The following is a 23,976-nucleotide window of genomic DNA, read 5'->3' as shown; positions in this document are numbered from 1 at the left end:
AATGGTGTTGGTACAAAAGTGGTACGAGTTTTTTCGGAGGGCGCTACAAGGCACGTTTTACGAGGGCTGTAGCATTAGGCGTTCCAATCCATCATCGGGGCGACGGAGAAGCGGCGGGAGAGTGGTGCAGTTTGTAGGGGCATTGGGAATCTGAATCAGCGAGGCGGATGGCACAGTTTATCAGGGAAGGGCAGGAGGTGTTGGGAGAGCAATATTGCGCCGGATTCACCAGTTGGTGCGGGGGCGTTGTCGAGTGTGAAATACGCCGAGGATTTGGAGGCGATCACCGTGTACGCGATACGGAATCAGGTAAGACCAGTTTGGGACTGCCCATTCCCGCGTCTGTTTGACTCGTCCTTCTCGACCCATTGCGGGAAACTGAGCCAATTTGTCTACGCTGGCAAAGATCGCTTCGGAGAAGTCGTCAGCAGCCTTGGGGTTTTCAAGCGCAATATAGTTGGCTTCGTCCTCCAGGTTTTTGAGTGCTTTTTCCAGCCACTCAACCTGCATTCTGACTCCAGCGCCGAGCGCGCATCGCTGCGACTTGCTCATCGGTAGCAAATTTGCCTTGGTCAGCTTCCTTTACGGCAAGTTCGATCTGTGTAGTCAGAGCTTTTTCGTGTTCGATGTAGTCGCGAAGAACGTCCATCGCTAGGTAGCTCGCACTTTGGCCGTTGGTCTTGGCCAGATCGGCGAGGGAGTTTGATAGGTCTTCGGGCAGATTCAGGGATATGCCGGACATGGCAGCCTCGATGGTGGACGTTTTCGGGCATCTTACACCGTTGACCGAGCGCTTGAATCAGCAGGCCGTCGCAAGGTGTATCTCGACGTGAATTGTTCCCCTAGTGCGCTGATCTGAAAAGCCTCACAGACGCCGCCGTCGAAGAAGGGGACATTTCTGCGGGTGAATCTGGTTTGGGCCAGGCCTGTGCAGTGACTACAAATTGCTCGGCTCTTACTCTTAATTGCCTTCTTGATAGAAAATTTAATGAATCTGTCCCATTTCTTTCGCATGGATGGGCGGAAAACGCCGCCTAGCCGACCGCCTCATTCCGCTTTTTTCGCCTCACGAATGCTATGTCGAAGTCTTTGCCGGCGGTGCCGCGCTTTACTTCATGCGACCCCAGGCCGCCCCGGTTGAAGTCCTGAACGATATCAACGGCGATCTGGTGACGCTCTATCGCGTCGTGCAGAACCACCTGGAAGAATTCGTGCGCCAGTTCAAATGGGCGCTCAGTTCCCGTCAGGTATTCGAGTGGCAGAAAATGACCCGTCCCGAAACCCTCACCGACATCCAGCGCGCCGCCCGATTCTTCTACCTGCAGCACCATGCCTTCGCCGGCAAGGTCACCGGGCAGACGTTCGGCACCGCGACCACTGGCCCGGCCATCAACCTGCTGCGGATCGAGGAAAACCTCTCGGCCGCGTGGCAGCGACTGTCCGGCACCGATGTCGAAAACCTCCCCTGGCTTGATTGTGCTGAGCGTTACGACCGCGCTCATACGTTTCACTACATGGACCCGCCGTACTGGCAGACCGCTGGTTATGGGGCGGATTTCCCGTTCGAGAATTACGAGCGGATGGCTGATTTCATGCGCCGTTGCAAGGGCAAGGTCATGGTCAGTATCAACGACCACCCGGATATCCGGCGTGTGTTTGAAGGCTTTCACTTCGAAAGCCTGGATATCCGCTACAGCAACATGAACCGGCGCCAGGGTAAGGCAGACGTCACCGGTGAATTAGTTATCATGAATTGGCAGCCGAGCGTGTTTAATCAGCTTTTTTAATCGACTTATCATTTGGCTAGCTCTTTGAGTTCAGGCATAGCTTCGAGCAACCTGCTATCACCGAGCACCCACCACTTCCAAAACACAGAGAACGGGTATTTGCTTTGTAACATGTGTTTGATACGACCCATTGGAGTGGCTTTTTCTTCGTCAGGTACCTTGGCGTCTGTCACAGTGTTTCTCCATCCTACGAGTTGATGATAATCATGGTAGATTAGTTCAATTAGTGTCTGTCTGGTAATACCTCGCAATCCAGTGGAGTTTTCGTTGTAGCATCTATCGAGTAGCTTCGCAGTGTTCAACGCCTTTTCACTGGGCTTAGCTTCCGTTAGTATTACCTCTACATCGTCATCGTAACGGGCAGGGACAAGTAGCTTTATAGGTGAAAAAACATCCGTGTCCGGGTCGCAGCAATCTAAAAGATTGGTGTGGCTGGACCCCTTTATGCTATTGCATCTGCTACACGCGTAATAGAGATTGCTCCAGTCAAATTTTAAGTTCGGATTGCCTTTGTGTGGTTGAAAGTGCTCTATTTCGGGATCGCTTAATGCGTGCTGCTCACATAAATAGCATTTTCCCAAAAAAATTTTTTCAAGCGCTTTAACTATATCAGGGGTGTTGTAGCCGGTTCGTTCGTTGCATTCCGGGAACTCATGTGGCCGCTCAACCTTGAACATTTTTGGCCTCGCTATCAGAAAGTGTTTTTTCTCCTAGTTGATAGAAAGTCTTGGTGCGGTCGTCCAAAAACTCATAAAGATTCAAGAGTTTGTTTAGCTCTATCCGAAGTGTTAATGTGTCAGTTTTTTCAGAGTTTATTAGTGCTGATATGCTTTTAACAATGTCCTCTAAAACTACTGATGTTGGTTTGGTGTGCATAATGCCCTTCATCACCGCAGAGTAACTGTAGAGTGAAAGGTCTGCGTCAATCACGGCGTTTGTACTGATATCGTATACGACTGCATCGGTTGTAGAGGTCAGTATAAATGGTGAGTGAGTTGTTACGATGAATTGCACCTTAGGGAATGCACTTTTGAAGAAAGGTAAAATAAGGCGCTGTAGAGAAACATGCAGGTGTGTTTCGATTTCGTCAATAAACACAACGGCCTCAAACTCGGCGGGGGATATATCGAGTATCTCCGTTCGCATGAGTATTTCCCCGTAGACACTAAATACTGATGAGTAACCTGATGATAAGCTCTGAAAGTTTGTGTCGCGCTTCCCCTCTCTGGTTATTGTAAAGCTATCCTTTCTCGAGTCGTACACCAATTGTGTAGAGTCATCCTCCATTAAGAGTTTGAGGTTTTGTTCTTGCGTGACGAACCATTCATCGATGCTCTGGGCATAACTCTCGTCGCTTTCATATCTCGCTACAATTGCAGCCCGACTTTTCAAATTCACTAAGTGTCGTTCAAGCTCACCACCAACGACGTTTTGCTCTATAGAACCCCGCCACTGTGCTTTGCTATCTTCGACACTTGATATTGAAGAAGCAGGGCCTATAGATGACTTTCGGTCTGCTTCGAAGAAAATCACTAGGTGGCTTGAGATTGGTGTCCCTTGAACTACCTCAAGATAAATATTGGACGCATAGTGATTTATTTGTTGGCGTAGAAAATCTATTCTGTGGGTATATTCGTAGTGGAGGTCGCCATTGCCTCCGGGGTCACCTTTTTTTATTAGTTCATCTAATTCTCTTTGTAATGTTGAGCATGATGGGTCATTCATCATTATTTTACTTATAAGTATGGTATTTAGCTGCTTGAGGAACCAGGTTTTTCCTGCGCCGTTGGAGCCTGTTATAATTAGGTTTTTTCCGTTTAATGGGATATTTAACGGCATACCGGAGTCGGGGATTTGTCCGCCAATTTTTTGGATGTGGGTAGCCATTTGTACTCGCTATTCGCTATATGGAAGTAATGGAGCGATATGCAGCATAATTTGCAGGGTTTCTACGATTAGCGCAACGAGACCTTTCGGATCGTTGGAGCGTCTGCAGTCGAAAGGTCCCTACGTGCTTGATGTCGGAGCGAGCCAGCACCACCGGCGTGTGCGTTAGTTAAAGATTTGAGGTTCTAAGCTTTGCCAAGCCTTGCCGAATGTGACCGGCGTTTTCACCAATGGTCTGTAGCGCCCTCTAACATTTGCACCCACCTCTTGCGCGCCCAACCGCTCAACATGCAGGGTCAGCTCCATCAAGGCGGCTTCTAGGGATAGTTGATTGGCATAAATCCTCTCGATGAGGTCGGGTAAGGAGTAATCGCCAGACATTGCATCGACATCTCTAAAGGAAAATACAAGCATAGTAACGGCCTGGCATCTTGCCAGGCGATGCTCCAGTATTGCTGAGAAATTGCTTCACTAGCTCAAGCAGTGACAGTGGGGCCATGGCCTACGCATACCGACCTTGAGCTTGAAAGAGTCAGAGTTGGCGGTATTGGTGTTGGGATTTCATAAAGTAAGGACACTTAACCGTGAACTACTTTCGCTGCCCTGTCTTTGCAGCCCTGACGCTCGCTTCTGTCACGCTGGCCGGATGCGTAACCGCCCCGACATGGTTGAATAGAGGACCAGCAGAAATTGTCACGGCAAAGGCCTGATTTCCTGTTATACGGACGCAAACATCATCGACGGAGAGAGGCTGGAGGGCACGATCTGTGCCACTCCTGAGTCGGGTTTCTTCGGTGGTGGGGAGCCTGAAATTTACTTTGGGCCCTGGAACCGGAAATTCATGAAGGGAACCGGTGAGCAAGACGACAGCGGGTGTGCGGGAGTATGAAGGCAAGAAGGTGTTTCTACAGTGAGACCCTGTCTTTGCGCGTGATAACAAAACTGAAACAGGTCGAGCTTGTAAGGCCAAGATCAATGACCAGCAACTGGTTAGCGCCAATGTGGTTTTCAAATTTTGACGGCCGTTAGTGTCGAGTCAGGTTCAGGGGAGGCGCGGCCATGGTGGAGAAAATTGATGAGCAAACCATATTAGATGCAGCTAGAGAGTGGGCTTCACGAACTGGAAGGGATGAAGCAACGGCCGTCAGCAGCGCTTCTGAAACGATGGCAGCATTGAAGGCGAAATTACCGCAGCACGAGTTGAAGCCGCCTTGGAGAATCTTCTTCACCAATACGAAAACGACGGTAGCTAAGACGATACAACTCAACCGGTAGAGGCGAGAGCGCTAAGAATTTGCTACAGCCGGGTTCTGAAAGGTGCCGAAACGCAGCTGGAGCAGTAGGGCTCGGGTTTAATCCGTCCAATCCATCATCGGCGCCACGCTGAAGCGCCGAGAGAGAAGGTGTGATGGAATATGTTCTATGGGCATGGGGACCGGATGCAAATTGCGAAAGGGGCACAGTTTATCAGGTCTGGGGTGGCGTGAATGAGAGGGCGCTCGTACCCCGGCATTCAGAGTAATAACCCCCCCGTCCTGACCTCATTCGCTCATGCGGGTGCTCACGACGGTTTCGAATTGGATGTCTATTAGGCTTAACGCGCCATCAGCAAATCCACAGCCCGTATCGATATAGACGACATTGCCCAGCCTCATGACGCCGGATACGGTTGAGTGCCCTACATAGAGCTGGCTTATTCCATTGATGGAAGAGTGGTCTTGCCGTTCGATTTTTTTCCTGGCATACAGCGCTGTTTTCAGGGCTTTTCGTTGATTCGACTTTCCAGATTTTCCGGTAATAGCGTCCTTCGCTTCCTGCCAGCCATCGTTATTTTTAATGATTGGAGCTTCGGCATGTACTATTCCAATTGTTTGATCGCTTGATAGATTGATTTCAATGATCAGCGGAAGCGCTTGCAAGGCTTGCAGGAGTTCATGTTGGAGAGTGGGTTGTAACTCGTAGAGCCAAGCCCCACCATTTCGGATATGCCTAGGTATATTCCCGTGGCCGGAGATGCAGTCAATGAGCATCTGCTCATGATTGCCGCGCACGGCATGGAACCACGGTTCCTCAAGCCAACTCAGTACATCTAAAGAGTCGGGGCCTCGGTCGATGAGGTCGCCCACAGAAAAGATGCGGTCTGCTTCGGTATTGAAATTTACTTTGCCCAAGGCTTTTTTCAGAAGCTTGAAATGCCCGTGAATGTCTCCCACTACAAAGTCACGACCTTTTTCGTTGGGTGGGAAGGAGTTTGTCGTGAGCATTTTTTGTGCTTTAGCAGATGTTAGTTGCTGACAACTGTAGCACTTTGACGGAATGCACCGTAAGGCGCTGAGCAGGGTGACGTCGAGGCGATCAAAGTTGAATCGTTTGCCCGATACATTTCTCGAAGACCCGCTCCATAGGCTCCATAACGCAGTTATAGGCCGCGATATTGGCGTAGATCCACTCGTCCTTCTCAATCCCCCACCAACTGATTTCAAACCCGGCGTTCATGATCAGGTGTTCAAACAGAATGCGCTGGGCACGGCCATTGCCTTCGCGGAAGGGGTGTACGACGTTGATGTCGGAATAGGCCTCTGCAACGGCGACGATCAGCTCAGCCCGCTCCATGCCCTCGAACCAGTTGGCTGCTGCCACGTTCATGAAGATCTTGTTGGCTTCCGCCTCCATGTACTGGGGTTGGCAAAAGCGGGTCGCTTGCTTGGACATGCCGACGGTGCGCAACTCTCCGGCCCATTCGAACAGGTCTGAAAAGAGGATTCGATGAATGTTTTGAAGGTAGGCCAGGCTGTAGGGAGGAGGGCTGAATTCGACGTTGTCCGCTGCGATGGCCGAGAGCTGTTGTTCGGCTTCGCTTAGGGTCGGTTCGTCACGGATATCGAGTTTGTTGCGAAGGACCGCGGAGCCGGGGTAGCAGTAAGCGTCTTCACCGACTCCATACTTGTCAGGCATCAGGTTCAGGTCGGGTGAAGGCCTTCAAGACCTCTTCGCGCGTTGGCATTTTGCGTTCGCCGTCCGCGAATGTCGTTTTGAAGCCTTCCAGGCGCAGGCTAGCCGCGTAGTTGGATCTGCGCGTCCTGGCGGCATAGGCCTTTTTGGTTTCAAGGCTGACATTGCCCATGGGGCTGGACCTCAATCGCGTTGGTTGGCCGATTATAGCCCATCCCACCGGCATGGCCTACGTCACGGCCTGGGCGACTCATGGCAGGTGATGAATTGACCAATGGCGCTTGCATCGCGGCGCTTCTCAAAATACTGTGTTTATATCCAGTACTCGAGTTCACTTCATGCAGCTTATCGCCAAGCTCGGCATTCTCGCCGATGCTGCCAAGTACGACGCCTCCTGCGCCAGCAGCGGTGCCCCCAAGCGCAGCTCCCGTGGTCGTGAGGGGCTGGGGGCCACCGATGGCATGGGCATTTGCCATAGCTATACGCCGGATGGGCGCTGCGTTTCGTTGCTGAAAGTGTTGCTGACCAATTTTTGCCTGTACGACTGCCAGTATTGCGTCAACCGTCGTTCCAGCAATGTGCCGAGGGCGCGTTTTACGCCGGGGGAGGTGGTTCGATTGACCCTGGATTTTTATCGCCGCAACTGCATCAGTGGGCTGTTTCTGAGTTCCGGCATCATTCGCTCGGCCGACTACACCATGGAGCAGTTGATACGAGTGGCGCGGTTGTTGCGGGAAGAGCACCAGTTTCGTGGCTATATCCACCTCAAGACCATTCCCGATGCCGATCCGCTGTTGATCGAGGAAGCGGGGCGGTTGGCTGATCGTTTGAGCGTGAATATCGAACTGTCCTCCGATATCAGCCTCAAGCGCCTGGCACCGGAAAAGCAGTTGACGACCATCCGCCAAGCCATGGGCACCATCCACCAGGGGCAACAGGCGGTGGCCGGCGAGCCACGGGCGCCTCGCTTCGCCCCGGCCGGGCAGAGCACGCAGGTGATTGTGGGGGCGGATGCCACTGATGATCACGCCATCCTGAGCAACGCCGAGTCGCTCTACCAGGGGTACGGTTTGCGGCGGGTTTACTATTCAGCGTTCAGCCCGATTCCCGACAGCCCCGCCAGCGTGCCCCTGGCGGCACCGCCGTTGCTGCGCGAGCACCGGCTGTATCAGGCCGACTTTCTCATGCGCGGTTATGGCTACAAGGCAGGCGAGCTTTTGAGCGAAACCCACAACCTGGACTTGGACATCGACCCCAAGCTGGCGTGGGCGCTGGCCAATCGTGAGGTGTTTCCGCTGGATATCAATCGCGCCGAACCCGCATTGTTGGCGCGTATTCCGGGGATTGGCCTGCGTAGTGTGCAACGCCTGGTTGCACTGCGCCGGGAGCGGCGGGTGCGTTATGACGACCTGGTGCAGTTGCGGTGCGTGCTGGAGAAGGCGCGACCGTTCATTGTCACCAGCGATTACCGGCCTGCCGACGCCCAGGTGCGCAGCGGTTTGCTGCGGGCGCGGTTGCGTGACCCCCAGCGGCCCGTGCAGATGGGGCTTTGGTCGTGATTGCCCTGGATTGCGAGGATGATTTCTCCACTTGGCGGGACCAGGCTCGAACGCTGCTCGTCCATGGTATCGACCCGAGTAATGTCACATGGGCCCAAGGCCCGATGGCTGATCTTTTGGCCGTGCCGGCGCCGCTGCCCAAAGGGCCGGGCCCGTTCCGTACGCGGGTTCCCGCGGCCTTGCTGACCCAACTCGAACAGGCTGGTCGCTACCAGGGCGAACAACGTTGGAATCTGCTGTACGAAGTGCTTTGGCGGGTTGCCCACGGCGACCGCACGGCCATGCTCGCGGGCGACCGCCTGGGCAGTGAGCTGCAGCGACGGATCAAGCAGGTCCAGCGCGAGGCTCATCACCTGCATGCCTTCGTGCGCTTCGTTCCCTTGCCGCAAGCATTGGCCGAGCAACTGCAACTGGATCTGGTCGCCTTTCATCAACCGGCCCATGACATCCTCGAAAGTGCCAGCGGCCATTTTGCCGAGCGATTGGGGCAACAGCGCTGGCTGATCGCAACGCCTCGCGACGGTATCCGTTTCGATGGGCAGTCGTTGGATTACCAGCGACGTTGTCCCGAGCAGTGGCAGCATTGGGCGCGTCACGCTGAAGATCCCGGCGCCGAGCTATGGCGGACCTATTACAGGCACATCTTCAACCCGGCGCGGCTCAATCCCCAGGCGTTGCGTCAGCAAATGCCGGGGCGATTCTGGCAGCACTTGCCGGAAGGAGAGTTGATTCCGCGCCTGGTGGGTTTGGCGCGACGGGGGAAGCAGCGGGATGGGCAGGCGTTGGAGGTGGGGGAGAAAATGGGCAAGCGGATCATTGTGGGTGAAGGCACTGAGGTAAGACAGTGCCTTGCTCCTGAGTAAATCGATCTTCTCGGTTCATACCGATGCTTTGGCTTTACCGGGCCTGGATGCGTCCACCATCTTGTGCAGCTCCTCAGTCATGGCGGCTAGGCGCTTTTCCAGATCCTTCACGTCGGACCGGGTAATACCGTTTGCATAGGGTTTAACTGTTCGGGTTCGCTTTTGGGCTGCCGGTGACAGATTGTGGGCAGTTTCAGATATCAAAGCCTGACGCAGTAGATTGTTGATGAGTGTCTGATATCCAGTACCAGCACTTTCGGCGCGTTCGCGAGCGGCCTCGATCACGTCCTCATCAAGCATGATGGTTATGCGGGTTTTGCCTTTGCTGCTTGCAACCGCCCCACGCTTGGCTGTGCTGAAATCGTATTCTTCCTTCATGGGTTCAACCTCCCAGGTACTGACGTAGTTCTTTTTTGGAGGCTAGTGGTGCGCTGATAAGACGAACGAAATCTGGCTCACGGTAGGTGTAGGCAACGACGAGTACACGACCGCAGGCGTCTTGCCCCATGATAATCCACCGTTTTTCATCATGATCATTATCCTCACGCTCAAGAGCCATTTCGTCATAAAACACAGCTTCGGCATCGGCCAGGCTCACCTTGTGTTTCTTCTTGTTAGCGACGTTTTTTGCTGGATCATACTGAGTTCTGAATGTTGTCATTATGCATATTCTATATGTATAAAAAAGCCCCTGTGTCAGCCCTTTCGTTTGACTTGCAGCCAGGACGGGTGCGCTAAACCATACGATGAAACCTCAGCCCTCGCTTATGGCGTTGAGCGCTCATTCGTATCGAAATCATTCTTTGCATCCCACCGCCTGAACTGCTGAGTCCAGCTCCGGACACCCCCATCGGAAATTTCCCTCAAGCTGCGTCGCTCCCCGCTGACTATCCACCCATTCATCCCGTGCGCTAAGTTCTCTCCGTCGCTGCAAATTCAGCGAGAGGGTGTGGAAGCCCTCACGAAAACCTAGCGCGTTGCACCGCTAAATTAAAAAGCAGACGCTTTTCCTAGGTCTGCTGTTAAATTACGGCGGCTGTACGCGGGGCGCCTTCGGGTGCGCCGAGTCCTAGGTTCTCGGTCTTCCACACCCGCGTACAGCTGCCACCCACCAGGTGGAAGTGGTGAAGGCAGTTCCTTTACATAACCTAGGTACAAGCCAATGAAAAAGCTCACCCCCAGCCCTCCGAAAACCACAGCGTTCACCACAAATCCCTGTGTGGGAGCGGGCTTGCTCGCGAAAGCGGTGTGTCAGTTTGCAGGATGTTGGTTGTGCTGACGCCTTCGCGAGCAAGCCCGCTCCCACCGGTTGATCTGCATTTTGATGGGTTTGCTTATATCCCCCCTGGGGGGATAGGATGGTGGCGTAAATTCATCGAAACCCAAGGCTCAAACCATGACTGAGCACGACCACGAACATCCCCACCAAAGCCATGCGGCGATCATCAAGCGTCTCAAGCGGGCGGACGGCCATTTGCGCAGCATCATCACGATGATCGAAGAGGGGCGAGAGTGCGTGGAGATTGCCCAGCAGTTGCATGCGGTTGAAAAAGCGGTGTGCCAGGCCAAACGAACGTTGATCCAGGATCACATCGATCACTGTCTGGAGGACACCGTTTCGTCGTTGAATAAAGGCGAGCGCGCGCCGCTGGAAGCCTTCAAGCAAATCACCAAGTACCTCTAGGCCTTACATGCCCAATTTTGCTGAATTGCTGCAACAGGGTGGCGCTCAGGCCTGGCTGTATTTTCCCAGCGCTATTTTGCTGGGGGCCTTGCATGGCCTGGAGCCGGGCCATTCGAAAACCATGATGGCGGCGTTTATCGTGGCGATCCGAGGTTCGGTCAAGCAGGCGGTGTTGCTGGGGCTGGCGGCGACGCTGTCCCACACTGCCGTGGTGTGGTTGGTCGCCATCGGCGGCATGTATCTGGGCCAGGGGCTCGATGCCGAAACCTCGGAACCTTATTTCCAACTGGCATCTTCTGCGTTGATCATTGCCATCGCGCTGTGGATGCTGTGGCGAACCTGGCACGGCGAGCAGATATTCAAGTTCGCACAAGGGCATGACCATCATCACGATCACGATCACGATCACGATCACGATCACGACCATCACCACAAACACGAGCACCCCGAACCCAAAGGTCCGGCGTTGGCACTGGAGGGTTATCAGGACGCCCACGAACAGGCGCATGCCAACGACATCCGCAAGCGCTTCACCAACCGGGAGGTCACCACGGGCCAGATCATCCTGTTCGGGCTCACGGGCGGGCTGATTCCGTGTCCTGCCGCCATTACCGTCCTGTTGCTGTGCCTGCAAGTCAAAGCGGTCGCACTGGGCGGCCTGCTTGTCCTGTGCTTCAGCATCGGCCTGGCGATGACCCTGGTGACCGTGGGGGCTGCGGCGGCCATTGGTGCAAGGCAGGCTTCCAATCGCTGGCCTTGGCTGGGCACCGTTGCTCGTCGGGCGCCTTACCTGTCCAGCGTGTTGATCATCGGCGTCGGTCTCTACGTGGGCGTCCACGGTTGGATCGGCTTGAGTACCTAGCCTCCACCGATCAGTTCGCATCCTCTGGCGCCGACTTCGCGACGCTGGGCCAGCAGCCCAGGCGCCCACCCTTCAAGCTGGGTATTGTGGGGGGGGCAGGCTGCCGCAACAGTGGACTTCCTGGCCAATGGGGTGGCCAATACGCCAGCGGGAAAGGCAGCCCCGCGGACGCAAAGCCAAAGCAGGCTGACAGGGCGACCGTTGGGCGCTTGAGTTTGGTGGCACATTGATGGCTTGATATGCTCTGGGTTTGTTATCCATCACGTTGGTTCATTGTGACAACAGAGCGAATTTCCCAATTAGAGCAAGCCCTTATGGCCGTGATCGCCGCAGCCGGGAAGATGGGCATCAGCCGCGATGAATTGTGCGCACAGGCCGTGGGCGGGCTGATATCCGATCCGTACTGGAGCTGGGCGGATACTCGATACGCGCAAGGCGCGGCTGACGAAATCGACAATGCCTTGAATTTACTGGTAGGAAGACCGGCCCAAGAACTGACGCTGCCGGTGCCCGGAAACGATCCAGCACTCGAATCAGCGCCGCAGATCTAGCGTGCTCTCCAATGAAAATGGGCGATCAAGGATCGCCCATCTGCGTTATAGGCCAAGACCTTCTTCTACCAGCGAGAGCAAGGCGTCCTCGTCCAGAATGGCAGGTTCAGGGCGCTCTTGCCCTGTCGAGCGCAGGGCCTGGATATGCCAGCGCGATTCACCATGCTCGCCAAGCGTGCGCACGATGCAGTGTTCCTGCCCCTTCATATGGACTTCAATGCAGCCCTCTCCCTTGGCCGAGAAGCGCGCAATCGGGTCGAATGAAATGCGGTGGTGATTGCCTTCGATCACCAGTTGATCGATGGCGTAGTTGTACGTCGAACCGCTGGAGTGACTTTCAAAGACGTGGGTGGGGTTGCGCCGAATGTCCAGGCCCGCCTCGCACACGGGAGCCAGCCAGGTTTCGATCTGGCGATACAGCTCGTAGACCTGGGCCGGCCAGTGCTCGATCGCCAGGTCGGCGCAGTTGTCGGTATCCGCACGGGTCTGCTGGGTCTTCCTCAGTTTGGCCGCTAGCTCGTCTGCCTTGCTCATGTCGATTCCCTGTCGTGATGATAGGTTGAGCTTAGCTGATGGGTAGGGGTGTTCATTTGCGCCAGGTCATGGGGGCTTGAAGCAAGCGCTTTCGGCACATGGAAGCATTGCCTGAGCGTTCTGTTCATTTCGGCAATGCTTAAGTGGCCAAGGCGCTGATCACGTGTTTCGGATCATTATGAATCGCCCGCAGCAGCGCCTTAGCGGGGCCGGTAGGCTCGCGTCGTCCCTGCTCCCAGTTGCGAAGCGTGCCCAGTTGGACATCGATCAATGCTGCGAATTTGGCTTGGGTCAGGCCGGTAGCCTTGCGTATCTCTTTCACTTGCAACGCATCGACGATGAATTCCCGTGACGGCTGGCGCTCGCCTCGGACGATTTCATCCATCTGTTGTACGCTTTCCATCAGCTCATCGAAAAATTTGCTCATGGTTATCTCCAGTGCTCGACAATCAATTTCAATGCTTTTCGCTGATCGACAGTCAAGTCTTGCTGTCCATTTTTCGGATATATCATCAGCAACGCGATCCGCGAAGCATGGACGAAGTGGTAGTAGATCACCCTGGCTCCCCCCCCGTTTGCCATGGCCTTTGGCTGCGATACGAATCTTTCGGATCCCCCCGGTGGCTTCCATAACTTCGCCAGCGGAAGGATTGCAGACCAGTATTTTCTGTAGGACAGCGAAATCATCGTCATCCATCAGTTCTTTGACCCGACGGGTAAAAATTGGAGTTTCAATAAAAATCATTGCTAATGTACGCCAGTGGCTTACTTTCGAGCAATCCTATTGAACCCCGCTCTCCGATGCACCCCGTGGGTTGTAACCAAATTCGGGGTGCCCGATGATCAAGGCAAGACGTAGACGAGCACCCACCATGCACATGACAGCTCTAAGCAATAACGACCTGGGACCCTTGCGCGATGCACTCACCCAAGCCGGGCTACCCGTGGACGACCTGACATATTCCGGTCGCCAGTTCTTCAGCTTCAACCACCAGGGTGTCGACGTGGGGTTTGCTGGCATCGAGGGGGAGGGGGCCGAGCGGTTGCTGCGCTCGTTGGTTGTCCTTGAGGGGCAGCGGGGGCGGGGGGCTGGGGTGGCGGTACTGGCCGCTGTCGAAGCGTTTGCGAGACGCGAGGGGGTGGAGCGGCTCCACCTCTTGACCGACAGCGCCGCGGCGTTTTTTTCCGGCCAGGGCTATCAGCAGGAGGATCGCTCGCTGGCGCCCGCGTCGATCAGCGCGACAGCCCAGTTCAAGACCTTGTGTCCGGCCTCGGCGACGTACCTGAGCAAGCGCCTCGTCTAGCGCAGCAAATGCACCGCCAACCCGGCCAGCCCGCACGCCAGTAACACCTGGATCACCCCGCGCTTGTAGCGAAACAGCGCCACCGCCGCCGCAATCGCGATGATCGCTGACGGCCAGTCCAGGGCACCTGCAAAACCGTTGGGCCAGAGCACGTGATAACCGAAGAAGCACGCCAGGTTGAGGATTACCCCGACCACCGCCGCGGTGATCGCGGTCAGCGGTGCGGTGAATTTCAACGCGTTGTGGGTCGACTCCACCAGCGGGCCGCCGGCCAGGATGAACAGGAAAGAGGGCAGGAACGTGAACCAGGTCACCAGCGTGGCCGCGACGGCCCCGGCGAGGAAGGTCTGTTCGGGACCGAACACCTGCATCACGTAACCTCCGACGAAACCGACGAAGGCCACGACCATGATCAGCGGGCCGGGCGTGGTTTCGCCCAGGGCCAGGCCATCGATCATTTGTGTCGGCGTCAGCCAGCCGAAGTGCCCGACGGCGCCTTGGTACACGTAGGGCAAGACCGCATAGGCGCCGCCGAAGGTCAGCAGCGCGGCCTTGGTAAAGAACCAGGCCATTTGCGTCAAGGTGCCGCTCCAGCCGAACACGACGGTCAGCAGGCCCATGGGCACCATCCACAACAGGGCACCGACGACCACGAGGCGGGTCAACCTGGCGGCGTTGAACCGGGCATGCTCCGGGGTTGGCGTGTCGTCGTCGATCAAGGCGGGACCGAAGGATTTGTGTTGGGTATCGTGACCGCCCAGGCTGAATTTTTCCGGTGCCCAGCGACCGCCGAAATAACCGATGGCAGCCGCACCCAGCACGATCAGCGGGAAGGGGAGATCAAGGGCGAAGATCGCGGTGAACGATGCCGCCGCGATCGCCCACAGCCAATTGTTCTTGAGTGCGCGGGAGCCGATCCGGTGGGCGGCATGCACCACGATGGCCGTCACGGCCGGTTTGATGCCATAGAAAATACCCGCCACCACCGGCACTTCGCCAAAGGCGATGTACAACCACGACAATGCGATAAGAATGAACAGCGACGGCAGGACGAATAACGCGCCGGCGATCACTCCACCCCAGCTTCGGTGCATCAACCAGCCCAGGTAAGTCGCCAATTGTTGGGCCTCAGGCCCCGGCAGCAACATGCAGTAATTGAGGGCATGCAGGAAGCGCCGCTCGGAAATCCAGCGCCGCCGTTCCACCAACTCCTGGTGCATGATCGAGATCTGCCCCGCTGGGCCGCCGAAACTGATGAAGCCCAGTTTGAGCCAGAACCAGAACGCCTCGCGCAGACTGACGGCGTCGGGGCGGGTCAGGGCCTGTTCATCATCGATTCGGTTCGGTTGGCTCATGGTCGACGGGGCACTTGCAAGTCAAAGGCGACCATACGTTATGGGGCGTTACGCAATTTAGATAGCCCCCAGGAAGGTTTGTTTGTAAAGAAGATCGGTAGCGAGGGTAGCTTGCCCCGTGTAGGAGCTGTCGAGTGCAACGAGGCTGCGATCTTGTCCCAAACAATTGAGTCGAAAGTGAACCATCAAAATCAAGATCAAAAGATCGCAGCCTTCGGCAGCTCCTACGACAGGCGGAGATTTCTTCGTTCTGAAGCGGGCTTTTTTACGGGCCCAGGGGCGGGCTTTTGGATCCACTCCAGCCACCCATCGGCTCCACTGCACAGGCAAATTGCCGCCTCACAAGCGGTAAGCTAAGCTCACGAATATTGGGGGTTATGCGCGAATTCGCGCATGCTTTGCCCTCTTCAGGAATTCGCTTGCCAATCTCCATCTACGATCCTTTTCATATCCCTGCCGGTGCCCTGAAACGCCTGCCGCTGCTCAAGGCTGCGGTTATGTTTATCGCGGCGGTGTGCCTGTGCCTGTGCGGTTTGCTTTACCTGCAGTTGGAGCAATCCCGCAGCCACGACGTGGAGTCGGCCCGCATCGCCTCGGCCACCCTTACCCGAGCCATGGCCCAGCAGGCCCAGGACACCTTCATCCAGGCCGATCTGGTCCTGGCCAGTCTGGCGGATTGGATCCAGGTCGACGGTTTGGGTCCTGCGGTTCAGCCACGCTTGCAGCAAACCTTTGCCCGTCGCGTGCAATCGCTTGAACAGCTGCATGGCCTGTTCCTGTTCGACAAGCGCGGTCATTGGGTCATTACCTCCTTTGAGGACCTGCACAGGGGGGCAGGGGTGGCGGATCGAGAGTATTTCGTTTTCCACCAGCAGAACGCCTCCCTGGTCCCCCATATCGGCCCGGCGATCCGCAGTCGGCAAAACGGTGAGTGGATCATCCCGGTTTCCAGGCGCTTGAATGACCGAGACGGCAACTTCCAGGGTGTGTTGCTGGCCGGCATCAAAATGTCCTACTTCGACCGGTTCTTCAAAAGCTTCAGCCTGGATGAGCAAGGCGAGATGGCCCTGGCGTTGTCTGACGGGACGCTGTTGGCCCGGCGCCCCTTCGATGAGGCGCGGATCGGCCGCCCGTTGGCCGAGGAACATATCTACGACCATGACCTCTCGGGAGGGGTGTCTGGCGATGCGATCATCCGTTCAGATGTCGACGGTGTCGTCAGGCTGTATGGGCATCAACATTTACAGGCTTATCCGTTGGTGGTCACCGCCGCGGTGTCCGAAGAATCGATCCTGGCGGGCTGGCATGACCGGGCGTTCCAATCCAGCCTCATCGTGGGCCTGGTGGTCCTGGGCATTTGCTTGTTCGGCTGGGTCTTCGTGCGCCAGGTACGCAACAGCGAAAAGATCGAAGCGGACTTGCGCAAGGCGCAGGAGGCGTTGGAACTGATTGCCACCCATGACAGCCTCACCGGGCTGGCGAACCGGCGTCTGTTCGAACGGGCCCTGGACATCGAGTTCGGTCGGGGCGCTCGTCAGCGCAGTCCCTTGAGCCTGATCATGCTCGACATCGATTTTTTCAAACGCTACAACGACGCCTATGGGCACGTGGCCGGGGATCACTGCCTGGCGGAAGTGGCCAAGGTGCTCAAGAGCTGCTGCCATCGCAAGGCCGATCTGGCGGTACGGTATGGCGGCGAAGAGTTTGCGGTACTGCTGCCTGACACGAACCTTTCGGGGGCCATGGCGTTGGCCGAGCAGATCCGCCGAAGCGTCATCGACAAGCACATCACCCATTCCGGCTCCCCGACCGGCTTCCTCACGGTGAGCCTGGGCTGCTATGCCTTTGTGCCCAGCAGCCTGGACAACATCGAAGTCTTCATCCAGCGCGCTGATGCGGCGCTTTACCAGGCCAAGCACAGTGGCCGCAACCGGGTGGCGGTGTTATCGACAGAAAGCGGGCTCGATACGCTGGCGCGCTCGGATCGGTGAAACCGATGCTGGAGAACGGTCGGCCCTTACCGAAAACCGGCTCCTGAAGACCCGTTGCAACCACCGCGCCGGATTGACGGTCACAGCCAGTAACGTGACATTTCGAGTGCTGGGTCTATGAAAAACCTGCGGATCGCGACCTTCAATATCAATGGTATCCGGGCACGGTTGCCCAACCTGCTGGAATGGCTGGAGCGGGAAAAACCCGACATTGTCTGTTTGCAGGAGCTCAAGGCAGTGGACAAGGATTTCCCGGCGGCGGAGCTGGAGTCGGTGGGGTACGGGGCAATCTGGCACGGGCAGGCGTCCTGGAACGGTGTCGCGATCCTGGCCCGTGACGCGCAGCCGTTGGAGAGCCGCCGTGGCCTGCCCGGCGGGAATGACGACAGCCATAGTCGCTATCTGGAGGCGGCGGTGCACGGTGTGCTGGTGGGGTGCCTCTACCTGCCCAACGGCAATCCGCAACCGGGTCCCAAGTTCGACTACAAGTTGGCCTGGTTCGAACGGCTGATCGAATACGCTCAAGGGCTGCAGGCCAGTGACCATCCCGTGGTGCTCGCCGGTGACTACAATGTGGTGCCCACCGACATGGACATCTACAACCCGCGTTCCTGGCTCAAGGATGCGCTGTTGCAGCCCGAAAGCCGCGAGTGCTACCAGCGGTTGCTGGACCAGGGCTGGACCGATTCGCTGCGCCATCTGTATCCGGACGAGCGCCTCTATACCTTCTGGGATTATTTCCGCCAGCACTGGCAAAAGAACTCCGGGCTGCGCATCGATCATCTGCTGCTCAACCCGGTGGCCAGCGCCTACCTGAGCGAAGGCGGCGTGGATGCCTGGGTGCGGAACCAGCCCCACCCCAGCGACCATGCGCCCACCTGGATCCGGCTGGCTTCGCGTAAACGGCGCTGACGGGGCCGATTGTTGTCTCTGTGAGAGGAATGCCTTATACCTGCGCCCATGAGCCGTGCGCTCGTTGTGAACGCTGGCCGACCCCGGGAAAAGGACACCCTCATGAGTCATCCCCCACTGAGCGATACGACCCGTTATTTGCGGCGCCTGGGTTTCGACGCACCACCGGCGCCGACGCTCGACACCTTGCGTCAGCTGCAATGGCGCCATACCGCTGAATTCCCCTTTGAAACCCTGTCGACGTTGCTGCGCCAGCCCGTGCCCATCGACCTTGAATCGGTCGAGCGCAAGGTTTTTGAAGAGGGGCGTGGTGGCTATTGCTATGAACTCAACCAGCTATTCCTGGCGCTGTTGCAGGCATTGGGTTTCGATGCCCGCGGCATCACTGGGCGCGTGGTGATGAATGCGCCTGAGGGCGCCTGGCCTGCCCGGACCCATCGGCTGAGCCTGGTGACGATCGACGGTGTGCGCTACATCACCGACGTCGGTTTTGGCGGCATGGTGCCCACCGCGCCGCTGCTGCTGGACAGCCGTGAGACCCAGTTAACGCCCCATGAACCGTACCGCATCGAGACCCCTGCGGACGGCTATCTGTTGCGCGCCAACGTTGCTGGCGAATGGCGGCCGATGTACCTGTTCGACCTGCAACGCCAGGAAGACATCGACTACATCGTCGGCAATTGGTACGTCTGCAACCATCCGGAGTCGCCGTTCATGGGCCGGTTGATGGTGGCCCGCACGGGTGACGGATGGCGCAAGACCCTGAACGGCAACAGCTACGCTGTGCACCGCATAGGGCAGGAGAGCGAGCGGCGGGTGATCATCGATGCCGATGACTTGATCGATCTGCTGGAACAGGAATTCAGCCTGCGCGTACCGCCACGGGAGCTGTTGCGGCCCGCGCTCGTGGGGTTGCTCCAGGAATAAAAAGGCGGTTGGCCGCAGGCCTGTTCCGGATGTGCATGCTGTAAGTTGTATACAACTCTATGGACATTTGTCCTGAGTTTTGAATACAGTGTGCCCATAACAAAAAACAGGGAATCCCCGAACCATGAAAACGCCCCATGTTTCACTCCCACGGCCCGAGGACGAAAACCTCGGCGTCGGCGCGAATATGGCTTACGGCCTGCAACATGTGTTGACCATGTACGGTGGCATCGTCGCCGTACCGTTGATCATCGGCCAGGCGGCCGGGCTTTCGCCGGCGGACATCGGCCTGTTGATTGCCGCGTCATTGTTCGCAGGGGGCCTGGCCACGTTGTTGCAAACCCTCGGCCTGCCGTTTTTCGGCTGCCAGTTGCCCTTGGTGCAGGGCGTATCGTTTTCGGGCGTCGCGACCATGGTGGCGATTGTCGGCAGCGGCGGGGAAGGGGGCTTTCAAGCCATCCTCGGCGCGGTGATCGCAGCGTCGCTGATCGGTCTGCTGATCACCCCGGTGTTTTCACGCATCACCCGGTTCTTTCCCCCACTGGTCACTGGCATTGTGATCACCACCATCGGCCTGACCCTGATGCCGGTGGCGGCGCGTTGGGCGATGGGCGGCAACAGCCACGCCGCCGATTTTGGCAGCATGGCGAACATTGGTCTGGCCGCAGTGACCCTGGTGCTGGTGCTGCTGTTGAGCAAAATGGGCAGCGCAACCATCTCCCGGTTGTCGATTCTGTTGGCCATGGTCATGGGTACGGTCATTGCGGTGTTCCTCGGCATGGCGGACTTTTCATCGGTCAGCCAAGGCCCGATGTTCGGCTTCCCGACACCGTTCCATTTCGGTATGCCGACGTTCCATATCGCCGCGATCCTGTCGATGTGCATTGTGATCATGGTGACCCTGGTGGAAACCTCTGCCGACATCCTGGCGGTGGGCGAGATCATCGACACCAAAGTCGACTCCAGGCGCCTGGGTAACGGCTTGCGGGCTGACATGCTGTCGAGCATGATCGCGCCGATCTTCGGTTCCTTCACCCAGAGTGCCTTTGCCCAGAATGTCGGGCTGGTGGCCGTGACCGGAATCAAGAGCCGTTTCGTGGTGGCGACCGGTGGGGTGTTCCTGGTGGTGCTCGGCCTGTTGCCGTTCATGGGCCGGGTGATCGCCGCAGTGCCGACCTCGGTGCTGGGCGGTGCCGGTATCGTACTGTTCGGCACAGTGGCTGCCAGCGGCATCCGTACGCTGTCGAAAGTCGATTACCGCAACAACGTCAACCTGATCATCGTCGCCACCTCCATCGGCTTCGGCATGATTCCTATTGCCGCGCCGAACTTCTACGACCATTTCCCGAGTTGGTTCGCGACCATCTTTCATTCGGGCATCAGTTCTTCGGCAATCATGGCGATCGTGCTGAACCTGGCGTTCAACCACTTCACCGCGGGCAATTCCGACCAGCAGTCAGTCTTCGCCGCCGGCACCGAGCGGGTGTTGCGCTATCAGGACCTGGCGGCGCTGCGCGAAGGCGACTATTTCAGTGACGGCAAGCTGCATGATTGTGATGGCAACGAGATTCCCGTGGTGGAACCTGTTCACGAGCCGGTGGAGCATGGGCCGATCCGACTGAAAAGCAGCGAGCACGTCTGACAAATACGGTTTTTTCCTGCTGACATGAAAAAGCCTGTGATCAATGATCACAGGCTTTTTTTGTGCCGCCCGGGAGCCAGTTACCAGCGGCCGTAATGACCCCGGGGTGGGCCGTAGTAATAGCCCCGTGGTGGCCCGTAATACACCGGTGCCGGGCGATAGTAGATCGGTCGCTCTACATACACCGGTTGCGGCTGGTAGTAGACCGGTGGCGGGGCCTGGTAGTAGACCGGCTGCGGCTGGACATAGACCGGTTGCTGCACATACACCGGCCGATCACGGTTGATGATGGCTGAGCCAACGATGGCCGAACCGACGATGGCACCAAAAACGGCGGGCCCCTCCCAACCACCACGACCGTGGGCGGATGCCTGGCCGGTGACCGCGAGTGCCCCCATGAGCAGGGCGATGATGGGAAGTCTACGATTCATGGCTGTTCCTCGTTCCGGCCCCGGCGCCTGTGGTCTGCAACAGACCCGATGAGGGTCGCGGGGATACTTGCTATGACAGCGATTTTCTCAGGATTTGCGACGCCGTTGGGTAAATATTGTGTAAGGTCTGTAGCGCTTTTCTTGACCGCGCCGCGTCATCCTGCGGCCTGAGATCGGGCCGGGCCTGGCGGTACCATCATCGAATAGACTTTTGGCGACGGTGTTTCCGTCTGTCCGAAAGTGAATGCAAGGAGACACGCATGCAGATCAATCCCAACAAAGACACCCAACTGTGCATGTCGCTCTCGGGGCGTCCCGGAAACTTCGGCCTGCGCTTTCATAATCATTTGTATGAACAACTGGGCCTGAACTTCTATTACAAGGCGTTCAGCAGCCAGGACCTGCCTGGAGCGGTGGGTGGTATCCGCGCGCTGGGCATTCGCGGCTGCGGCGTGTCGATGCCGTTCAAGGAAGCCTGCATTGCCCTGGTGGACGAGTTGGATCCTTCCGCCGCCGCGATCCAGTCGATCAATACGATCGTTAATACCAAAGGCCATCTGAAGGCCTACAACACGGACTACATCGCCATCGCCCAATTGCTGCAAAGCCATGCCGTGCCTCAGGATTCGACTTTTGCCCTGCGCGGCAGCGGTGGTATGGCCAAGGCTGTGGCCAGTGCCTTGCGCGATGGGGGCTACCAGAACGGGCTGATCGTTGCCCGCAATGAAGCCACCGGGCGAGCCCTGGCCGAGTCCTTGGGCTATGAATGGCAAGCGGAACTGGGGGCCCGGCGGCCGCAGATGCTGATCAACGTCACGCCGATCGGCATGACCGGCGGCCCGGAAGCCGATCAGTTGGCGTTTGAACCCGAGACCATCGCCGCGGCCGAGACCGTGTTCGATGTGGTGGCGATCCCGTCGGAAACGCCGCTGATCGTACGCGCCCGGGCCGAAGGCAAACGGGTCATCACCGGGTTGGAAGTCATTGCGATCCAGGCCCTGGAGCAGTTCGTGCTGTACACCGGTGTGCGGCCCAATCTGGAGCAATTCGAAAAAGCCGTGGCCTTCGCCCGGTCGGCGTAAGCGCTGCTATTCCAGCCGCGCCAGGCGTTCTTCCAGTGCCGCGATCCGCGCTTCGAGCTCCTCGATGCGTTCCAGCGAGACACCGCCACCGGCGCCACGCTCCACCGGGTGCTGGCGGGCGGCGAGAATCGCTTCGATGTCCGCCGGGTCGCCCATGGCGTGCACATAGCGGTCTTCGCGCTGGCCGGCCTGGCGTGGCACCAGCAACGCCAGGCCGCGGGCGATCAGGCGTTCGAGTTGGTGCACCACTTGTTCGGCGTCTTCGAAGTCGTGCATCCGTCCGCTGCGGGTCAACAACTCATTGACCGTTTGCGGGCCACGCAGGAACAGCAGGCCCATCAGGACCACCTGGGCGGGTACCAGCTCCAGGGCTTTGTCGACCCGATGCTCCCAGCGGTCGGCGCGGCTGCCCATCACCAGCTTGGTGAAACCGCGACCTTCCAGCGCCCGCAGGCTCTGGCCGACCTGGCCCGGGTTGAGGTTCATTACCGGCTCGCGGCTGGTTTTCTGGTTGCAGGCCAGTACCAGGGCGTTGAGCGTCAACGGGTAGGTCTCGGGGTTGGTGGCCTGTTTCTCGACCAGCGCGCCGAGGATGCGGATTTCCGTGCTATTGAGCCGTGGTTCTTCAGCCTGCTGTTGTTCTTCGATGCTCATCGCGCGTTCCCTATGCTGTGGAAGCCGCCTAGCCTAATCCTTGCGCAATAAAAGACAAGCCGTGCAACAAGCCGTGGCTATAATCGCAGCCGTTTGATTCATTCTTTCCTGCCACCTGCATGAGATTGCCATGACTATTTCCCTGTACGCCGCTTCCGTCCCGGTTTTCAAGCAGATGCTCAACGCGTTGAGCGACGTTCTGAACAAGGCCGAAGCCCACGCCACCGCGAAGAACATCGACCCGAACGCTTTCCTGCAAGCCCGCCTGTACCCGGACATGTTCCCGCTGGTGCGCCAAGTGCAGATCGCGGTGGATTTCGCCAAGGGTGTATCCGCCCGCCTGGCCGAGGTCGAGGTGCCGAAGTATGAGGACAGCGAGACCACGTTCGCCGAGCTGCAAGCCCTGATCGCCAAGGTCTTGGCCTTTATCGACGGCATCAGCCCTGCGCAGATCGATGGCAAGGAAGGCATCGAAATCGTTACCCGCCCGGGCACGCCGAAGGAGAAGCGCTTCAGCGGCCAGAATTATCTGCTGACCTACGGCCTGCCGCAGTTCTTCTTCCACGTCACCACCACTTATGCCTTGCTGCGCCACAATGGCGTGGAAGTGGGCAAGCGCGACTACATGGGCGCGTTCTAACCCCGCAGGCATGAAAAAGCCCGGGACGGTGTGGGCCGTTCCCGGGCTTTTTTGTGGCTGTCAGTTACATCCTCGGCGCCGCTATCGCGAGCAAGCTCGCTCCCACAAATCTATGGTCCTCTCAGTTTCTGCAATACTGAATTTGGATGCGTGATTGGCTTGCCGCAATCTATTCGGCGTCGAAAAGATAAATTCGCGCCGCGATGAAAATCGCGCCTGACAGTCCTGATTAGGGTAGATCGGCTTTAGAGCCGTGTGGGAGCCCAGGTTTTCTGTCAGGTCGGTAGGCCGTTTACGTCATCTGTTATCCAGCATCGCAAAACCAGGTGGGTGGTGCTCGGTAACGCAGGGTCAAGCGT

General features: G+C 57.4%; 28 protein-coding genes and 2 pseudogenes. 14 read left to right on the top strand and 16 right to left on the bottom strand.

The window, feature by feature from the left end:
- Nucleotides 1–225 precede the first annotated feature (225 nt).
- Together BLP82_RS07910 and BLP82_RS07905 are read right to left on the bottom strand one after the other, a co-directional pair.
- Nucleotides 226–510, bottom strand: a complete 285-nt coding sequence (locus BLP82_RS07910; RefSeq protein ID WP_092145355.1) for a type II toxin-antitoxin system RelE/ParE family toxin — start codon at nt 508–510, stop codon at nt 226–228.
- Nucleotides 500–742 carry a CopG family ribbon-helix-helix protein gene (locus tag BLP82_RS07905; protein WP_092145358.1) on the bottom strand — a complete coding sequence of 81 codons (243 nt, stop codon included), beginning with the start codon at nt 740–742 and terminating at the stop codon, nt 500–502. The genes BLP82_RS07910 and BLP82_RS07905 overlap by 11 nt, the downstream gene beginning before the upstream one ends.
- 274 nt (nt 743–1,016) lie before the next feature.
- Between BLP82_RS07905 and BLP82_RS07900 the strand changes: the two genes are divergently transcribed.
- Nucleotides 1,017–1,787 (top strand): DNA adenine methylase, encoded by a 771-nt coding sequence (locus tag BLP82_RS07900; protein WP_092166509.1) that lies wholly within the window; start codon nt 1,017–1,019, stop codon nt 1,785–1,787.
- Nucleotides 1,788–1,795: 8 nt separating this feature from the next.
- Here the strand turns inward: BLP82_RS07900 and BLP82_RS30300 are convergent, their stop codons facing one another.
- From BLP82_RS30300 to BLP82_RS07890, 3 genes and pseudogenes are all read right to left on the bottom strand, one after another.
- The gene (locus tag BLP82_RS30300) at nt 1,796–2,464 is read right to left on the bottom strand and encodes an HNH endonuclease (RefSeq protein ID WP_139197828.1); all 669 of its coding nucleotides are present in this window, start codon (nt 2,462–2,464) and stop codon (nt 1,796–1,798) included.
- Nucleotides 2,451–3,674: an AAA family ATPase gene (locus BLP82_RS07895; RefSeq protein WP_092166508.1), complete on the bottom strand. Its 1,224-nt coding sequence runs from the start codon at nt 3,672–3,674 to the stop codon at nt 2,451–2,453. Before BLP82_RS07895 ends, BLP82_RS30300 begins: the two co-directional genes overlap by 14 nt.
- 169 nt (nt 3,675–3,843) lie before the next feature.
- A pseudogene (locus tag BLP82_RS07890) lies at nt 3,844–4,055 on the bottom strand (hypothetical protein).
- Between the two features lie 678 nt (nt 4,056–4,733).
- Here BLP82_RS07890 and BLP82_RS07885 point away from each other — a divergent pair.
- On the top strand, nt 4,734–4,949 hold the full coding sequence (locus BLP82_RS07885; RefSeq protein ID WP_092166507.1) for a hypothetical protein: 216 nt from the start codon (nt 4,734–4,736) through the stop codon (nt 4,947–4,949).
- A 266-nt stretch (nt 4,950–5,215) separates the two neighbouring features.
- On the opposite strand, the gene BLP82_RS07880 is transcribed toward BLP82_RS07885, so the two are convergent.
- The 3 genes from BLP82_RS07880 to BLP82_RS07870 form a co-directional block, all read right to left on the bottom strand.
- A complete protein-coding gene (locus tag BLP82_RS07880; protein WP_092166506.1) occupies nt 5,216–5,938 on the bottom strand; it encodes a metallophosphoesterase in 723 nt (240 codons plus the stop codon).
- A gap of 91 nt (nt 5,939–6,029) precedes the next feature.
- Nucleotides 6,030–6,629 carry a putative adenosine monophosphate-protein transferase Fic gene (locus tag BLP82_RS07875; RefSeq protein ID WP_092166505.1) on the bottom strand — a complete coding sequence of 200 codons (600 nt, stop codon included), beginning with the start codon at nt 6,627–6,629 and terminating at the stop codon, nt 6,030–6,032.
- A complete protein-coding gene (locus tag BLP82_RS07870; protein WP_092166504.1) occupies nt 6,622–6,798 on the bottom strand; it encodes a YhfG family protein in 177 nt (58 codons plus the stop codon). The genes BLP82_RS07875 and BLP82_RS07870 overlap by 8 nt, the downstream gene beginning before the upstream one ends.
- A 166-nt stretch (nt 6,799–6,964) precedes the next feature.
- Here BLP82_RS07870 and BLP82_RS07865 point away from each other — a divergent pair, with 166 nt between their 5' ends.
- Both BLP82_RS07865 and BLP82_RS07860 read left to right on the top strand, forming a co-directional pair.
- The gene (locus BLP82_RS07865) at nt 6,965–8,185 is read left to right on the top strand and encodes a putative DNA modification/repair radical SAM protein (RefSeq protein WP_092166502.1); all 1,221 of its coding nucleotides are present in this window, start codon (nt 6,965–6,967) and stop codon (nt 8,183–8,185) included.
- Nucleotides 8,176–9,048: a TIGR03915 family putative DNA repair protein gene (locus BLP82_RS07860; RefSeq protein WP_092166501.1), complete on the top strand. Its 873-nt coding sequence runs from the start codon at nt 8,176–8,178 to the stop codon at nt 9,046–9,048. The genes BLP82_RS07865 and BLP82_RS07860 overlap by 10 nt, the downstream gene beginning before the upstream one ends.
- Before the next feature lie 15 nt (nt 9,049–9,063).
- Here BLP82_RS07860 and BLP82_RS07855 read toward each other — a convergent pair whose 3' ends face one another.
- On the bottom strand, nt 9,064–9,426 hold the full coding sequence (locus BLP82_RS07855; protein ID WP_060743052.1) for a DUF6364 family protein: 363 nt from the start codon (nt 9,424–9,426) through the stop codon (nt 9,064–9,066).
- Between the two features lie 4 nt (nt 9,427–9,430).
- Complete coding sequence (locus tag BLP82_RS07850; protein ID WP_092166500.1) at nt 9,431–9,709, bottom strand: BrnT family toxin; 279 nt, start codon at nt 9,707–9,709, stop codon at nt 9,431–9,433.
- Nucleotides 9,710–10,444: 735 nt separating this feature from the next.
- On the opposite strand from BLP82_RS07850, the gene BLP82_RS07845 reads away from it, so the two are divergent.
- The 3 genes from BLP82_RS07845 (at nt 10,445) to BLP82_RS07835 (ending at nt 12,145) form a co-directional block, all read left to right on the top strand.
- Nucleotides 10,445–10,732 carry a metal-sensing transcriptional repressor gene (locus BLP82_RS07845; protein ID WP_092166499.1) on the top strand — a complete coding sequence of 96 codons (288 nt, stop codon included), beginning with the start codon at nt 10,445–10,447 and terminating at the stop codon, nt 10,730–10,732.
- Between the two features lie 7 nt (nt 10,733–10,739).
- Complete coding sequence (locus BLP82_RS07840) at nt 10,740–11,594, top strand: nickel/cobalt efflux protein RcnA (protein ID WP_092166498.1); 855 nt, start codon at nt 10,740–10,742, stop codon at nt 11,592–11,594.
- A 314-nt stretch (nt 11,595–11,908) separates the two neighbouring features.
- The gene (locus BLP82_RS07835) at nt 11,909–12,145 is read left to right on the top strand and encodes a hypothetical protein (RefSeq protein ID WP_177344100.1); all 237 of its coding nucleotides are present in this window, start codon (nt 11,909–11,911) and stop codon (nt 12,143–12,145) included.
- 45 nt (nt 12,146–12,190) lie between these two features.
- Here the strand turns inward: BLP82_RS07835 and BLP82_RS07830 are convergent, their stop codons facing one another.
- The 3 genes and pseudogenes from BLP82_RS07830 to BLP82_RS07820 form a co-directional block, all read right to left on the bottom strand.
- Nucleotides 12,191–12,679 carry a hypothetical protein gene (locus BLP82_RS07830; protein ID WP_092166497.1) on the bottom strand — a complete coding sequence of 163 codons (489 nt, stop codon included), beginning with the start codon at nt 12,677–12,679 and terminating at the stop codon, nt 12,191–12,193.
- A gap of 139 nt (nt 12,680–12,818) precedes the next feature.
- Nucleotides 12,819–13,106: a helix-turn-helix domain-containing protein gene (locus BLP82_RS07825; protein WP_092166496.1), complete on the bottom strand. Its 288-nt coding sequence runs from the start codon at nt 13,104–13,106 to the stop codon at nt 12,819–12,821.
- Nucleotides 13,107–13,108: 2 nt separating this feature from the next.
- Nucleotides 13,109–13,424 (bottom strand): annotated as a pseudogene (locus tag BLP82_RS07820) (type II toxin-antitoxin system RelE/ParE family toxin).
- Nucleotides 13,425–13,551: 127 nt separating this feature from the next.
- Between BLP82_RS07820 and arsN2 the strand changes: the two are divergent.
- Complete coding sequence (gene arsN2, locus BLP82_RS07815) at nt 13,552–13,983, top strand: arsenic resistance N-acetyltransferase ArsN2 (RefSeq protein WP_092166495.1); 432 nt, start codon at nt 13,552–13,554, stop codon at nt 13,981–13,983.
- Here the strand turns inward: arsN2 and chrA are convergent.
- Nucleotides 13,980–15,338 carry a chromate efflux transporter gene (chrA, locus tag BLP82_RS07810; RefSeq protein WP_092166494.1) on the bottom strand — a complete coding sequence of 453 codons (1,359 nt, stop codon included), beginning with the start codon at nt 15,336–15,338 and terminating at the stop codon, nt 13,980–13,982. The two genes, arsN2 and chrA, sit on opposite strands and share 4 nt — an antisense overlap.
- A gap of 419 nt (nt 15,339–15,757) precedes the next feature.
- Here chrA and BLP82_RS07805 point away from each other — a divergent pair, with 419 nt between their 5' ends.
- From BLP82_RS07805 to BLP82_RS07790, 4 genes are all read left to right on the top strand, one after another.
- Nucleotides 15,758–17,329 (top strand): sensor domain-containing diguanylate cyclase, encoded by a 1,572-nt coding sequence (locus BLP82_RS07805; RefSeq protein ID WP_092166493.1) that lies wholly within the window; start codon nt 15,758–15,760, stop codon nt 17,327–17,329.
- Between the two features lie 117 nt (nt 17,330–17,446).
- Complete coding sequence (xth, locus tag BLP82_RS07800) at nt 17,447–18,241, top strand: exodeoxyribonuclease III (protein WP_092166487.1); 795 nt, start codon at nt 17,447–17,449, stop codon at nt 18,239–18,241.
- A gap of 102 nt (nt 18,242–18,343) precedes the next feature.
- Nucleotides 18,344–19,168, top strand: coding sequence for an arylamine N-acetyltransferase family protein (locus tag BLP82_RS07795; RefSeq protein WP_092166485.1), 825 nt, complete (start codon nt 18,344–18,346; stop codon nt 19,166–19,168).
- Between the two features lie 124 nt (nt 19,169–19,292).
- Nucleotides 19,293–20,810 carry a nucleobase:cation symporter-2 family protein gene (locus BLP82_RS07790; RefSeq protein ID WP_092166483.1) on the top strand — a complete coding sequence of 506 codons (1,518 nt, stop codon included), beginning with the start codon at nt 19,293–19,295 and terminating at the stop codon, nt 20,808–20,810.
- Between the two features lie 80 nt (nt 20,811–20,890).
- Here BLP82_RS07790 and BLP82_RS07785 read toward each other — a convergent pair whose 3' ends face one another.
- Nucleotides 20,891–21,241 carry a hypothetical protein gene (locus tag BLP82_RS07785; RefSeq protein WP_063322141.1) on the bottom strand — a complete coding sequence of 117 codons (351 nt, stop codon included), beginning with the start codon at nt 21,239–21,241 and terminating at the stop codon, nt 20,891–20,893.
- Between the two features lie 260 nt (nt 21,242–21,501).
- On the opposite strand from BLP82_RS07785, the gene BLP82_RS07780 reads away from it, so the two are divergent.
- Nucleotides 21,502–22,323, top strand: a complete 822-nt coding sequence (locus tag BLP82_RS07780) for a shikimate 5-dehydrogenase (protein WP_092166481.1) — start codon at nt 21,502–21,504, stop codon at nt 22,321–22,323.
- Nucleotides 22,324–22,329: 6 nt separating this feature from the next.
- On the opposite strand, the gene BLP82_RS07775 is transcribed toward BLP82_RS07780, so the two are convergent.
- The gene (locus tag BLP82_RS07775) at nt 22,330–22,977 is read right to left on the bottom strand and encodes a YceH family protein (RefSeq protein WP_053120815.1); all 648 of its coding nucleotides are present in this window, start codon (nt 22,975–22,977) and stop codon (nt 22,330–22,332) included.
- Nucleotides 22,978–23,107: 130 nt separating this feature from the next.
- Here BLP82_RS07775 and BLP82_RS07770 point away from each other — a divergent pair, with 130 nt between their 5' ends.
- Nucleotides 23,108–23,617 carry a DUF1993 domain-containing protein gene (locus tag BLP82_RS07770; protein ID WP_060738333.1) on the top strand — a complete coding sequence of 170 codons (510 nt, stop codon included), beginning with the start codon at nt 23,108–23,110 and terminating at the stop codon, nt 23,615–23,617.
- Nucleotides 23,618–23,976: the final 359 nt, after the last annotated feature.

Origin of the sequence: Pseudomonas sp. NFACC37-1 (assembly GCF_900101575.1) — a bacterium.
GTDB classification, from domain to species: domain Bacteria; phylum Pseudomonadota; class Gammaproteobacteria; order Pseudomonadales; family Pseudomonadaceae; genus Aquipseudomonas; species Aquipseudomonas fluorescens_AA.
This window is presented reverse-complemented; position numbering and strand designations above follow the sequence as displayed.

Bases quoted from the DNA above. Each gene is read 5' to 3' on its own strand.
- BLP82_RS07790 (WP_092166483.1), top strand. From the start codon at position 19,293: ATGAAAACGCCCCATGTTTCACTCCCACGGCCCGAGGACGAAAACCTC.
- BLP82_RS07835 (WP_177344100.1), top strand. From the start codon at position 11,909: ATGGCCGTGATCGCCGCAGCCGGGAAGATGGGCATCAGCCGCGATGAA.
- BLP82_RS07865 (WP_092166502.1), top strand. From the start codon at position 6,965: ATGCAGCTTATCGCCAAGCTCGGCATTCTCGCCGATGCTGCCAAGTAC.
- chrA (WP_092166494.1), bottom strand. From the start codon at position 15,338: ATGAGCCAACCGAACCGAATCGATGATGAACAGGCCCTGACCCGCCCC.
- BLP82_RS07885 (WP_092166507.1), top strand. From the start codon at position 4,734: ATGGTGGAGAAAATTGATGAGCAAACCATATTAGATGCAGCTAGAGAG.
- BLP82_RS30300 (WP_139197828.1), bottom strand. From the start codon at position 2,464: ATGTTCAAGGTTGAGCGGCCACATGAGTTCCCGGAATGCAACGAACGA.
- arsN2 (WP_092166495.1), top strand. From the start codon at position 13,552: ATGCACATGACAGCTCTAAGCAATAACGACCTGGGACCCTTGCGCGAT.
- BLP82_RS07775 (WP_053120815.1), bottom strand. From the start codon at position 22,977: ATGAGCATCGAAGAACAACAGCAGGCTGAAGAACCACGGCTCAATAGC.
- BLP82_RS07825 (WP_092166496.1), bottom strand. From the start codon at position 13,106: ATGAGCAAATTTTTCGATGAGCTGATGGAAAGCGTACAACAGATGGAT.
- BLP82_RS07855 (WP_060743052.1), bottom strand. From the start codon at position 9,426: ATGAAGGAAGAATACGATTTCAGCACAGCCAAGCGTGGGGCGGTTGCA.
- BLP82_RS07840 (WP_092166498.1), top strand. From the start codon at position 10,740: ATGCCCAATTTTGCTGAATTGCTGCAACAGGGTGGCGCTCAGGCCTGG.
- BLP82_RS07910 (WP_092145355.1), bottom strand. From the start codon at position 510: ATGCAGGTTGAGTGGCTGGAAAAAGCACTCAAAAACCTGGAGGACGAA.
- BLP82_RS07780 (WP_092166481.1), top strand. From the start codon at position 21,502: ATGCAGATCAATCCCAACAAAGACACCCAACTGTGCATGTCGCTCTCG.
- BLP82_RS07850 (WP_092166500.1), bottom strand. From the start codon at position 9,709: ATGACAACATTCAGAACTCAGTATGATCCAGCAAAAAACGTCGCTAAC.
- BLP82_RS07880 (WP_092166506.1), bottom strand. From the start codon at position 5,938: ATGCTCACGACAAACTCCTTCCCACCCAACGAAAAAGGTCGTGACTTT.
- BLP82_RS07905 (WP_092145358.1), bottom strand. From the start codon at position 742: ATGTCCGGCATATCCCTGAATCTGCCCGAAGACCTATCAAACTCCCTC.
- BLP82_RS07795 (WP_092166485.1), top strand. From the start codon at position 18,344: ATGAGTCATCCCCCACTGAGCGATACGACCCGTTATTTGCGGCGCCTG.
- BLP82_RS07770 (WP_060738333.1), top strand. From the start codon at position 23,108: ATGACTATTTCCCTGTACGCCGCTTCCGTCCCGGTTTTCAAGCAGATG.
- BLP82_RS07875 (WP_092166505.1), bottom strand. From the start codon at position 6,629: ATGCCTGACAAGTATGGAGTCGGTGAAGACGCTTACTGCTACCCCGGC.
- BLP82_RS07895 (WP_092166508.1), bottom strand. From the start codon at position 3,674: ATGGCTACCCACATCCAAAAAATTGGCGGACAAATCCCCGACTCCGGT.
- BLP82_RS07845 (WP_092166499.1), top strand. From the start codon at position 10,445: ATGACTGAGCACGACCACGAACATCCCCACCAAAGCCATGCGGCGATC.
- BLP82_RS07830 (WP_092166497.1), bottom strand. From the start codon at position 12,679: ATGAGCAAGGCAGACGAGCTAGCGGCCAAACTGAGGAAGACCCAGCAG.
- BLP82_RS07870 (WP_092166504.1), bottom strand. From the start codon at position 6,798: ATGGGCAATGTCAGCCTTGAAACCAAAAAGGCCTATGCCGCCAGGACG.
- BLP82_RS07785 (WP_063322141.1), bottom strand. From the start codon at position 21,241: ATGAATCGTAGACTTCCCATCATCGCCCTGCTCATGGGGGCACTCGCG.
- xth (WP_092166487.1), top strand. From the start codon at position 17,447: ATGAAAAACCTGCGGATCGCGACCTTCAATATCAATGGTATCCGGGCA.
- BLP82_RS07900 (WP_092166509.1), top strand. From the start codon at position 1,017: ATGGGCGGAAAACGCCGCCTAGCCGACCGCCTCATTCCGCTTTTTTCG.